Genomic DNA, 10,579 nt, shown 5'->3' with positions numbered 1-10,579 from the left:
TGCTCGCGGGCGCCGGCCGGGAGCTCGCCGCGCTCGCCGCCCGGTGCGGCGCGCTGGTCGCCACCTCCGCCGTCGCGCGGGGGCTGTTCGCCGGCGACCCGTTCGGCCTGGACGTCAGCGGCGGGTTCGCGACGCCCGCGGCGGCCGAGCTCATCGCCGGCGCCGACCTGCTCGTCGCGTGGGGCTGCTCGCTGAACATGTGGACGACCCGGCACGGCGCCCTCGTCGGCCGCACGGCCGCGGTCGTCCAGGTCGACGTGGACGCCCGGGCGCTCGGCGCGCACCACCGGGTCGACCTCGGCCTCATCGGCGACGTCGCGGAGACCGCGCGGGCCGCCGACGCGGAGCTGGAGGCGCGCGGGCACTCCGCCACCGGGTACCGCACCGCGGACGTCGCCGAGCGCCTCGCCCGCGAGGGCCGCTGGCAGGACGTCCCCTACGAGGAGGACAAGGAGCACGACCGGCACCCGGACGGCGGCCCGCGCATCGACCCGCGCACGCTGACGATCGCGCTGGACGGGATGCTGCCGCGCGAGCGCACCGTCGCCGTCGACTCCGGCAACTTCATGGGCTACCCGGCGATGTTCCTGGACGTCCCGGACGCCGACGGGCTGGTGTTCACGCAGGCGTTCCAGTCGATCGGGCTGGGCCTGGCCACCGCGATCGGCGCGGCGGTGGCCCGCCCCGGCCGGCTCACCGTCGCCGCGCTCGGCGACGGCGGCGCGCTGATGGCCGCCGCCGAGCTGGAGACGGCCGTCCGGCTCGGCCTCGGCCTGCTGGTGGTGGTGTACGACGACGAGGCCTACGGCGCGGAGGTCCACCATTTCGGGCCGTCCGGCCATCCGCTCGGCACCGTCACGTTCCCGCCCGCCGACCTGGCCGCCATCGGCCGCGGCTACGGCTGCGCGGCGGCCACCGTCCGGCGGCCCGCCGACCTCGGCGCGGTGGCGCGCTGGCTGGAAGGGCCCCGCGACCGGCCGATGCTGGTGCACGCGAAGATCACGCGGGGGCGGCCGTCCTGGTGGCTGGAGGAGGCCTTCCGGGGACACTGACCCGCGCCGGTTCGTGTAGCGGGCGATCGCCGGGGAAGGAACGCGGAAAGTGATCATCCACTGACCCAGTGTCACATCCCCGAGGAGGAGAGATGGCCGCACTCCCGCGAGGACGAAGACTCCCGGACCTCGCCGTCGAGATGTCCGCGGAGTTCGCGGGGACCCTGATCCTCATCCTGTTCGGGGTGGGCGTCGTCGCGCAGGCCGTCGCGGCCAGCGGGCTCGGCGCCCCGCAGAGCCTCGGCGGCCACGACGCCATCACCTGGGCGTGGGGATGGGGCGTGACGCTCGGCGTCTACGTGTCGGCGCGCCTCAGCGGCGGCCACATCAACCCGGCGGTGACGATCGCGCTCGCGGTCTTCAAGGGCTTCCCGTGGCGGAAGGTCATCCCGTTCATCTTCGCCCAGATGCTCGGCGCGTTCATCGCGGCGCTCATCGTCCGGTGGAACTACAGCGAGATCCTCGCCAAGTTCGATCCCGGGCACACCGTCAAGACGCAGTTCGTGTTCTCCACCCTGCCGGGCAACGGGACCCTGCCGATCCACACCTGGGGCGCGTTCCGCGACCAGATCATCGGCACCGCGATCCTGCTGTTCCTGGTGCTGACGCTGACCGACGCGCGCAACTCGCCTCCGCTGGCGAACATGGCGCCGCTCATCATCGGGCTCGTCGTGGTCGCGATCGGCATGGCGTTCGGCTCGGCCGCCGGATACGCGATCAACCCGGCGCGCGACTTCGGGCCGCGCCTCGCGCAGTACATCACCGGCTACGACACCGCCTGGCGAGATCAGTTCGGGCACTTCTACTTCTGGGTGCCCCTCGTCGCGCCGGTCATCGGGGGCATCCTGGGCGCCGGCCTGTACATCCTGCTCATCGGCCGCAACATCCCCGAGGAAGGCCCCGGGGGCACCGAGCCGAGGCCCGAGTACGACGTCGAGGAGTGACGGGCGCCGCCCGTTTCCCGCCCTCGACGTCCCCGCCCGCACGTCCCCGCCCCGAACGTCCCGCGCAGAAAGGCAGAGCCGCATGGCCGACTTCGTCGGCGCCCTCGACCAGGGCACGACCAGCACCCGTTTCATGATCTTCGATCACGGCGGCAACGAGGTCGCCCGCCACCAGCTCGAGCACGAGCAGATCCTGCCGCGGGCCGGCTGGGTCGAGCACAACCCGACCGAGATCTGGGAGCGCACCCGCGCGGCCGTCCAGACGACGCTGAACAAGGCGAACCTGCACCACGACGACCTCGCCGCATTCGGCATCACCAACCAGCGCGAGACGACGCTGGTGTGGAACCGCCGCACCGGCCGCCCGTACTACAACGCGATCGTCTGGCAGGACACCCGCACCGACCGCATCGCCTCCGCGCTGGAACGCGACGGCCGCGGCAAGACGATCCGGCACCGCGCCGGGCTGCCGCCCGCGACGTACTTCTCCGCCGGCAAGGTCCAGTGGATCATGGAGAACGTCGACGGGGTCCGGGAGGCCGCGGAGAAGGGCGAGGCTGTCTTCGGCAACATGGACACCTGGGTGCTGTGGAACCTGACCGGCGGGACGGACGGCGGCGTGCACGTCACCGACGTCACCAACGCCAGCCGCACCATGCTGATGGACCTGGAGACCCTCGACTGGGACGAGGAGCTGCTCTCGTTCTTCGGCATCCCGCGCGCGATGCTGCCGGAGATCAGGCCGTCGTCGGCACCCGACCCGTACGGCGTGACGCGCCCGGACGGCCCGCTCGGCGGGGAGGTGCCGCTGACCGGCATCCTCGGCGACCAGCAGGCCGCGACGGTCGGCCAGGTGTGCTTCTCGCCCGGCGAGGCCAAGAACACCTACGGCACCGGCAACTTCCTGCTGCTCAACACCGGTGAGGAACTCGTCCGCTCCAAGGCCGGGATGCTCACGACGGTCTGCTACAAGTTCGGCGACCACCCGGTGGTGTACGCGCTGGAGGGCTCGATCGCGGTCACCGGGTCGGCGGTGCAGTGGCTGCGCGACCAGCTCGGCATCATCTCCGGCGCCGCGCAGAGCGAGAACCTGGCCCGGCAGGTCGAGGACAACGGCGGCGTGTACTTCGTCCCCGCGTTCTCCGGCCTGTTCGCCCCGTACTGGCGGTCGGACGCGCGCGGCGCCATCGTCGGGCTCTCGCGCTTCAACACCAACGCCCACCTGGCCCGCGCCACCCTCGAATCGATCTGCTACCAGTCCAAGGACGTCGTCGAGGCGATGCGCGAGGACTCCGGCGTCTCGCTGGACGTGCTCAAGGTGGACGGCGGCGTGACGGCGAACGAGCTGTGCATGCAGATGCAGGCCGACATCCTCGGCGTCCCGGTGTCGCGCCCGGTCGTCGCCGAGACCACCGCCCTCGGCGCCGCCTACGCCGCCGGCCTCGCCGTCGGCTTCTGGAACACCACCGACGAGCTGCGCCAGAACTGGAACGAGGACAAGCGCTGGCTGCCCACCTGGGACGACGAGCAGCGCGAGAAGGGCTACGCCGGCTGGAAGAAGGCCGTCGAGCGGACCTACGGCTGGGTGGAGGTCGACTGACCGAACTGGGCGGTGATCTCGTCGATCGTCCGCAGGATCGCGACGGTCTCGTCCAGCGGCATCAGCGGCGACTCGGTGAGGCCGGCGCGCAGGCAGCGCGCCACCTCCTCCGCCTGGTAGGTGTAGCCGTGCCCCTCGATGTCCGCGGTGAGGACCTCGGGGTCGCCGCCGGTCCGCACGACCGTCATCGACGCGGGCCGGTAGAACGGGGACGCGACGTCGACGCGGCCGCGCGTCCCGATGACGGTGGCGGTGTGCGGCGAGTCGCCGAGCAGCCCGCAGTGCAGCAGCGCCACCGCGCCGGACGCGTAGCCGAGCAGGACGCCCGTGTTGGCGTCCACGCCGGTCGGCGCGGGCGACGCGGTGGCCTGCACGGACGCGGGCGGGCCGAGCAGCGGCCAGGTGAACGACAGCGGGTAGCAGCCGAGGTCCAGCAGCGCGCCGCCGCCCAGTTCGGGCGACCACAGCCGGTGCTCCGGGTCGTAGGTCCGGGTGATGGAGAAGTCGGCGTACACGGCCGTCACGTCACCGATCGCGCCGCCGGCGACGAGGTCGCGCAGCCGCCGGACGAGCGGGTTGAACCGGGTCCACATCGCCTCCATCGCGAACACGCCGCGCTCGCGGGCGAGCGCCGCGAGCTTCTCGGCGTCGGCGGCGCCGGTGGTGAACGGCTTCTCCACCAGCACGGCCCGCCCCGCCTCTATGCACTGGCACGCGGGTTCGTAGTGCAGGGGGTGGGGCGTGGCGACGTACACGACGTCGACGCCGTCGTCGGCGGCGAGTTCGGCGTAGGAGCCGTGCGCCCGGGGGACGCCGTACCGTTCGGCGAACGCGGCGGCGGTGCCGTGCGAGCGCGAGCCCACGGCGGCGACCTCGTGGCCGGGGAGGCGCCGCACGTCCTCGGTGAACACCGAGGCGATGCCGCCCGTCCCGAGGATGCCCCAGCGCAGCGGTGAGTCGGTCATGAGCCGATCGTACGGGGTGGCGGTCCTTCCACCGGCGGTGATGTTGATCTAGCATCCGCCGGGACAGCGTCGTCACCGGCCGGTCACCGTGCGTGCCGGTCCGCCCGAGAGGACCCCGCATGAACCGGCCATCCGCTGGAGCCGTCACCGCGTCGATCGCCCTCGCGGGCGCCGCCGGCGCCGCGGCCCTGGCCGCCCCGGCGAGCGCCGCCCCGACCGCCGCCCCCGCCGGCCCCGCCGCCCGCGGGCACGGGGAGGCCGACTTCACCGGGATCGTCGCGCTCAGCAACTGCTCGGGCTCCCTGGTGCGCGGGCCGCGCTCGCGCGACTCCGACGCGACCCTGGTCCTGACCAACGGCCACTGCCTGGAAGGCGGGATGCCGGAGCCCGGGCAGGTCATCGTCGACCGGCCGTCCGCCCGGGCGTTCACGCTGCTCGACCGGACGGGCCGCTCGAGCCTCGGCACGCTGCGGGCGACCAGGGTCGAGTACTCGACCATGACCGACACCGACGTCACCGTGTACCGGCTGGACGAGAGCTACGGGACCATCCGCAAGCGGTACGGCGTCCCGGCGCTCCGGCTCTCGACCGCCCCTCCCCACGACGGCACCGAGATCCGGGTCGTGTCGGGCTACTGGCAGACCAGCTACGCGTGCAAGACCGACGCGACCGTCTACCGGCTGCGGGAGGCCGGATGGACGTGGAAGGACTCCATCCGGTACACGCCGCAGTGCCGGACGGTCCACGGCACCTCCGGCTCGCCCGTCATCGACGCGAACACCCACCACGTCGTCGCGATCAACAACACCGGCAACGACGACGGCGAGCGCTGCACGCTGAACAACCCGTGCGAGGTGGACCGCAAGGGGAACGTCACCGTCCGGCAGGGCACCCACTACGCCCAGCAGACCTACCCGCTGGCACGGTGCCTCGGCGAGGGCAACGACGTGGCGCTGGGCGGGTCCTGCGCGCTGCCGCGGCCCTGACCCGGGTCAGCCCTCCGCGAGCAGCCCGCCGCGCAGCCGCTCCAGGGTCGCCCGCAGCAGCCGCGAAACGTGCATCTGCGACAGCCCGACCTGCTCGGCGATCTGCGTCTGCGTCTTGTTGCCGAAGAACCGCAGCAGCAGGATCGTGCGCTCGCGTTCGGGCAGCTCGTCGATCAGCGGCCGCAGCGCGTCGCCGTCGATGAGGTTCTCCAGGGCGGGGTCGTCGGAGCCGAGGCGCTCGCCGACCGTCGCCGCGTCGCCCTCGGCGCCGCCGTCCGCCGGCGCCTCCAGCGACAGCGGCCGGTACGCGTCGCAGGCGATGATCACCTCGACCGTCTCCTCCTCGGTGATCTCCATGACCGCGGCGATCTCCCGGGTCGTGGGCGAGCGGCCGTGCTCGCGGGTGAACCTCTGGACGGTGCTCTGCAGCACCGGCCGGAGCTCCTGGATGCGCCGCGACACCCGCACGCCCCACGTCTTGTCCCGGAAGTGCCGCTTCACCTCGCCGGTCACGACCGGGTAGGCGTAGGTGACGAACCGGTCGCCCACCTCGGGGTCGAACCGGTTGATGGCCTTGACCAGCCCCAGGAACGCGACCTGCTGCAGGTCGTCCAGCGGCTCGCCCCGGTTGGCGTACCTTCGCGCGATCCCCCGGACGAGCGGCCCGTGCATCTCCACGATCCGCGTCCGCAGCCGGTCGCGCCGCGGATCGTCCTCCGGCAGGCGTCTCATCTCCGCCAGGAGGAGTTCGGCCTCGCCGTCCCCGAAACGGGGGAGCGGGTCGTCGGAACGCGGGGAGCTGGACGGACGCGCCGACGTCATGGGGGTCTGGTCTCCTTCGCAGAGGTGCCGGCGATGGGCGGGGACGCTGATCGCTGCGCCTCCTGTACCCGGGGAAGCGCCGCTCACACCGCGCCCGCCGCTGTGCGGAAGCCCACCGCGCGCAGGCGGAAGGCACCGTGTAGACGGGGGCGGTGCGGGTAGCGGGGCGGGTGACGGACGAAGGGGAGCCCCGTGAGCACGATCACCGAGTCGGTCAACGTCACCGTCCCGATCCGCGTCGCCTACGACCAGTGGGCGCGGTTCGAGGAGTTCCCGCGGTTCATGGAGGGCGTCGAGGAGATCCGGCGGGTGGACGACACCACGCTGCACTGGACCGTCCGGGTCGCCGGCGTCACCCGGCGCTTCGAGGCGAGGATCACCGAGCAGGTGCCGGACGAGCGCGTCGCGTGGACGTCGACGGAGGGCCCGGCGCACGCGGGCGTGGTGACGTTCCGCCGCCTCGACGGCGACACCACCCGCGTCACCGCGCAGATGGAGTTCGCGCCCCAGGGGTTCGTGGAGAAGACCGGCGACAGGGCCGGGGCGCTGCACCGCCGCGTGAAGGCCGACCTGCGGCGCTTCAAGACGTTCGTGGAGTCGCGGGGCGGGCGGACGGGCGGGCGGCGCGGCGAGGCCGGCCGTCCGGGTCCTGACCGGGCGGGGCCGCTCCGGCGCGGTCCCGGTGATCGGTAGACTGGGCGCGCGCCCTCGGGAGAGCGGCGCCACGGCGGTGGGGCCCGCCGTCCCCGCCACGGGGGAGAACCGCGGTGCGATCCGCCAACGGTCCCTACCGGTGACCGATGTTTCCGCTGGTAGGAGTGTGCCGTGCCCGATGCCGTGACGGGACGTCCCGTGGACCCCGACGTCGACCTCAGCGTGCCGCGCCAGCGGTTCGAGCTGCGCCGCGCCCCGTGGGCGACGCTCGGCGCCATCGCCGCGGGAGGGATCCTCGGGGCGCTCGCCCGGTACGGGCTGACCGAGGCGATGCCGTACCGGCCGGGAGAGTTCCCGTGGCCGGTGTTCCTGATCAACGTGTCGGGCTGCCTGCTGATCGGGGCGCTGATGGTGCTGATCACCGAGACGTGGCGCGTGCACCGGCTCGTGCGGCCGTTCCTCGGCGTCGGGGTGCTCGGCGGCTACACCACCTTCTCCACCCACATCGTCGACTTCCAGAAGGCGCTGTCGGCCGGGGCGCCCGGGGTGGGACTGCTGTACCTCGGGGGAACGCTCGCCGCCGCGCTCGCCGCGGTGTTCGCGGGCGTCCGGCTGACCCGCCTCGCCGTCCGCGCGCGTCCCAGGGAGCGGTCATGAGAATCCAGGGTCCGGCACTGCGCCTGACCGTGTTCGTCGGGGAGAGCGACCGGTGGAACCACCGGCCGCTGTACACCGAGATCGTGCACCGTGCCCACCGGGCCGGGCTCGCCGGCGCGAGCGTGCTGCGCGGATGCGAGGGGTTCGGCGCGTCCAGCCGCATCCACACGTCCCGCATCCTGTCGCTGTCGGAGGACCTGCCGATGGTGATCGTGATCGTGGACGCCGAGCGGAAGATCCGCGCCTTCCTGCCGGAGCTGGACGAGTTGGTGGAGGAGGGCCTGGTGATCATCGACCCGGTCGAGGTGATCCGCTACACGGGCCGCGGCACGGAGGGGGAGGCGTGACGGTCCTGCTCGTCGCGCTGGGCGCGGCGCTCGGCGCGCCGCTGCGGTACCTCACCGACCGGGCCGTGCAGGCGCGCCACGACTCGGTGTTCCCGTGGGGGACGTTCACCGTCAACGTGGCGGGGTCGGCGCTGCTGGGGTTCCTGGCGGCGCTGCCCGTGTCCGGGGGCCCGATGGCGTTCGCCGCGACGGGTTTCTGCGGCGCGCTGACGACGTACTCGACGTTCGGTTACGAGACGCTCCGGCTGGCCGAGGACGGCGCGCGCTTCTACGCGGTCCTCAACGCGGGCGCGAGCGTCGCCGGCGGGCTCGGCGCCGCCTACTGCGGGATGGCGCTCGCGCAGGCGTTCACGGGCTGACGGCCCGTCCCGCGCGCAAGCGCGCAGGCCGCGGCGGAAACATGGCGCGGCCCAGGCTCGCTGACCAAGGGACCTGGCAGAACCCGGCCGGCGAGTGGGCCGCGACGGTACAGTTCCCGTCCGCCCAGTTCGGTAAACCGGCAGGTGTCCGAAGTGTCACGGAGCGGGGAGGCGGGCCACGCGGCGGCCCGCGCTCCGTCACGGGCCGCCCAAGCCGGGGCCGCCGCGGACATGGGCGCGCCGTCCCCGGGTAACTGCCACCCGCGCGTGAGCTACGGGGGGATCGACATGGCTCGTCCGAACGGTCTGCCGAGGGCGGCGTGCGGGCACTGGTGACCGGCTGGCCGAGCTTCCTGCACGGCGAGGCCACGGCGGGGGACGTCCTGGCGATGGAGGCCGTCCGCCGGGCGCTCGTCGGCGCCGGGATCGGGTGCGACGTCGCCTGGAGCCCCGTCTTCCGCCCGGGCGGCCTCGACCTCGGCCGGGCGGATCCCGCGCGCTACAGCCACCTGGTGTTCGCCTGCGGCCCGCTCCACGGCGCGCAGGTCGAGGAGCTGCACCGAAGGTACGCGCGCTGCCGGCGCGTCGCGGTCGGCGTCTCGGTCATCGATCCGGACGACCCCGCCGTCACCGGCTTCGACGCCGTCCTGCCGAGGGACGCGCCGGGGACGGCGGCGCGGCACGACCTCGCGGCGCTGCCGGAGGCGGAGCGGGTGCCCGTCGCGGGGGTCGTGCTCGCCCCGGGCCAGCGCGAGTACGGGGCGCGGCGCCGGCACGACCGGATCGAGGCCGAGCTCACGGACTGGCTCACCGGCCGCGCGTGCGCGCGGCTGCCCCTCGACACCCGGCTCGACCCGCGCGACTGGCGGCTGTTCTCGACGGCCGCCGAGCTGGAGTCCGCGCTGCGCCGCCTCGACGTGGTCGTCACGACACGCCTGCACGGGCTCGTCCTCGCGCTGAAGAACGGCGTCCCCGCCCTGGCCGTCGACCCGGTGGCCGGCGGCGCGAAGGTCGCCGCGCAGGCCCGCGCCTGGTCGTGGCCCGCGGTCGTCACCACGGGCGAACACGACGCGCCGCCGCTGCTGGACCCGGCGGAACTCGACCGGTGGTGGCGCTGGTGCCTGGCGCCCGGGGGCGCGGGCCGCACGCCCGCCCGGCCCCCGTCCGCCGGCCTCCTCACCGACCTCCTGGCCGCCCTCCGGGCCTAGCCCGTGGCGCCGGCCGCGGCTAGGCGGGACGGGCGACGAGCAGCTCGCGGGAGAACCACTCGATGGTGGAGACCAGCCCCTCCTCGATGCCGAACCGCGGGCGCCAGCCGAGCACCTTCTCGGCGAGCGAGGTGTCCGGCCGCCGCACCTTCGGGTCGTCCTGCGGCCGGTCGACGAACCGGATCCGCGACCGCGACCCCGTCAGCTCGACGACCAGCCCGGCGAGGTCGGCCATCGAGATCTCGTACGGGCTGCCGATGTTGACCGGCCCCGGATGGTCCGACATCGCGAGCGCGATGATGCCCCGGACGGTGTCGCAGACGTGGCAGATCGACCGGGTCTGCGAGCCGTCCCCGGTGACGGTGAGGTCCTCGCCGGTCAGCGCCTGCCGCAGGAACGTCGGGATCGCGCGGCCGTCGTCGGGGCGCATCCGCGGCCCGTAGCTGTTGAAGATCCGCACGATCCCGGCGTCCAGCCCCCGGGAGTGCCGGAACGCCGACGTCAGCGCCTCCCCGAACCGCTTGGCCTCGTCGTAGACGCTGCGCGGGCCGACCGGGTTGACGTTGCCCCAGTACGTCTCGGGCTGCGGGTGCACCAGCGGGTCCCCGTACACCTCGGACGTGGACGCCAGCACGAACCGGGCGCCCTTGCTCTCCGCGAGCTCGAGCGCGTTCCGGGTGCCCTGGCTGCCGACCTCCAGCGTCTGGATCGGATACCGCATGTAGTCCGCCGGGGACGCCGACGACGCCAGATGGAACACGTAGCCGACGTCGCCGGGCACGTGCACCGGCTCGGTGAGGTCGCGCCTCAGGAACCGGAAGTCCCGCCGGTCGGCGAGGTGCGCGATGTTGCGGGACGTGCCGGTCAGCAGGTTGTCCAGGCAGACGACCGAGATGTCCTGGGCCAGCAGCGCCTCGCACAGGTGCGAGCCGAGAAAGCCGGACCCTCCGGTGACGACGGCGCGGGCATGCCTCATCGGTTTCCT

The 10,579-nt window shown here is 73.6% G+C and carries 12 protein-coding genes; 9 read left to right on the top strand and 3 right to left on the bottom strand.

Annotation, left to right across the window (positions count from 1 at the left end; genetic code table 11):
- The 3 genes from amrb99_RS44950 to glpK form a co-directional block, all read left to right on the top strand.
- Positions 1-1,052, top strand: a 1,052-nt coding sequence (locus tag amrb99_RS44950; RefSeq protein WP_190868202.1) for a thiamine pyrophosphate-dependent enzyme, incomplete at its 5' end; no start/stop codon positions are given.
- A gap of 92 nt (positions 1,053-1,144) precedes the next feature.
- Positions 1,145-1,996: an MIP/aquaporin family protein gene (locus tag amrb99_RS44945; RefSeq protein ID WP_241756529.1), complete on the top strand. Its 852-nt coding sequence runs from the start codon at positions 1,145-1,147 to the stop codon at positions 1,994-1,996.
- An 82-nt stretch (positions 1,997-2,078) separates the two neighbouring features.
- Positions 2,079-3,596: a glycerol kinase GlpK gene (glpK, locus tag amrb99_RS44940; RefSeq protein ID WP_190868200.1), complete on the top strand. Its 1,518-nt coding sequence runs from the start codon at positions 2,079-2,081 to the stop codon at positions 3,594-3,596.
- Here the strand turns inward: glpK and amrb99_RS44935 are convergent.
- On the bottom strand, positions 3,572-4,561 hold the full coding sequence (locus amrb99_RS44935; RefSeq protein ID WP_190868198.1) for a Gfo/Idh/MocA family oxidoreductase: 990 nt from the start codon (positions 4,559-4,561) through the stop codon (positions 3,572-3,574). The genes glpK and amrb99_RS44935 overlap by 25 nt on opposite strands.
- A gap of 119 nt (positions 4,562-4,680) precedes the next feature.
- On the opposite strand from amrb99_RS44935, the gene amrb99_RS44930 reads away from it, so the two are divergent.
- Positions 4,681-5,547 (top strand): serine protease, encoded by an 867-nt coding sequence (locus amrb99_RS44930; RefSeq protein WP_190868196.1) that lies wholly within the window; start codon positions 4,681-4,683, stop codon positions 5,545-5,547.
- A 6-nt stretch (positions 5,548-5,553) separates the two neighbouring features.
- On the opposite strand, the gene amrb99_RS44925 is transcribed toward amrb99_RS44930, so the two are convergent.
- Positions 5,554-6,369 (bottom strand): SigB/SigF/SigG family RNA polymerase sigma factor, encoded by an 816-nt coding sequence (locus amrb99_RS44925; protein ID WP_190868195.1) that lies wholly within the window; start codon positions 6,367-6,369, stop codon positions 5,554-5,556.
- A gap of 192 nt (positions 6,370-6,561) precedes the next feature.
- Here amrb99_RS44925 and amrb99_RS44920 point away from each other — a divergent pair, with 192 nt between their 5' ends.
- From amrb99_RS44920 to amrb99_RS44900, 5 genes are all read left to right on the top strand, one after another.
- Complete coding sequence (locus tag amrb99_RS44920; RefSeq protein WP_190868194.1) at positions 6,562-7,062, top strand: SRPBCC family protein; 501 nt, start codon at positions 6,562-6,564, stop codon at positions 7,060-7,062.
- Positions 7,063-7,194: 132 nt separating this feature from the next.
- A complete protein-coding gene (locus tag amrb99_RS44915; RefSeq protein WP_347257132.1) occupies positions 7,195-7,680 on the top strand; it encodes a CrcB family protein in 486 nt (161 codons plus the stop codon).
- Positions 7,677-8,027 carry a DUF190 domain-containing protein gene (locus amrb99_RS44910; RefSeq protein ID WP_190868193.1) on the top strand — a complete coding sequence of 117 codons (351 nt, stop codon included), beginning with the start codon at positions 7,677-7,679 and terminating at the stop codon, positions 8,025-8,027. The genes amrb99_RS44915 and amrb99_RS44910 overlap by 4 nt, the downstream gene beginning before the upstream one ends.
- Positions 8,024-8,386 carry a CrcB family protein gene (locus amrb99_RS44905; RefSeq protein WP_190868192.1) on the top strand — a complete coding sequence of 121 codons (363 nt, stop codon included), beginning with the start codon at positions 8,024-8,026 and terminating at the stop codon, positions 8,384-8,386. The genes amrb99_RS44910 and amrb99_RS44905 overlap by 4 nt, the downstream gene beginning before the upstream one ends.
- A 320-nt stretch (positions 8,387-8,706) precedes the next feature.
- Positions 8,707-9,594, top strand: a complete 888-nt coding sequence (locus amrb99_RS44900) for a polysaccharide pyruvyl transferase family protein (protein WP_347257131.1) — start codon at positions 8,707-8,709, stop codon at positions 9,592-9,594.
- Positions 9,595-9,613: 19 nt separating this feature from the next.
- Here the strand turns inward: amrb99_RS44900 and amrb99_RS44895 are convergent, their stop codons facing one another.
- On the bottom strand, positions 9,614-10,570 hold the full coding sequence (locus amrb99_RS44895) for an NAD-dependent epimerase/dehydratase family protein (protein WP_190868191.1): 957 nt from the start codon (positions 10,568-10,570) through the stop codon (positions 9,614-9,616).
- Positions 10,571-10,579: the final 9 nt, after the last annotated feature.

Source organism: Actinomadura sp. RB99 (genome assembly GCF_014706005.1).
GTDB lineage: Bacteria > Actinomycetota > Actinomycetes > Streptosporangiales > Streptosporangiaceae > Spirillospora.
The sequence above is the reverse complement of the archived record's forward strand: the minus strand, read 5'-3'. Positions and strand labels throughout refer to the sequence as shown.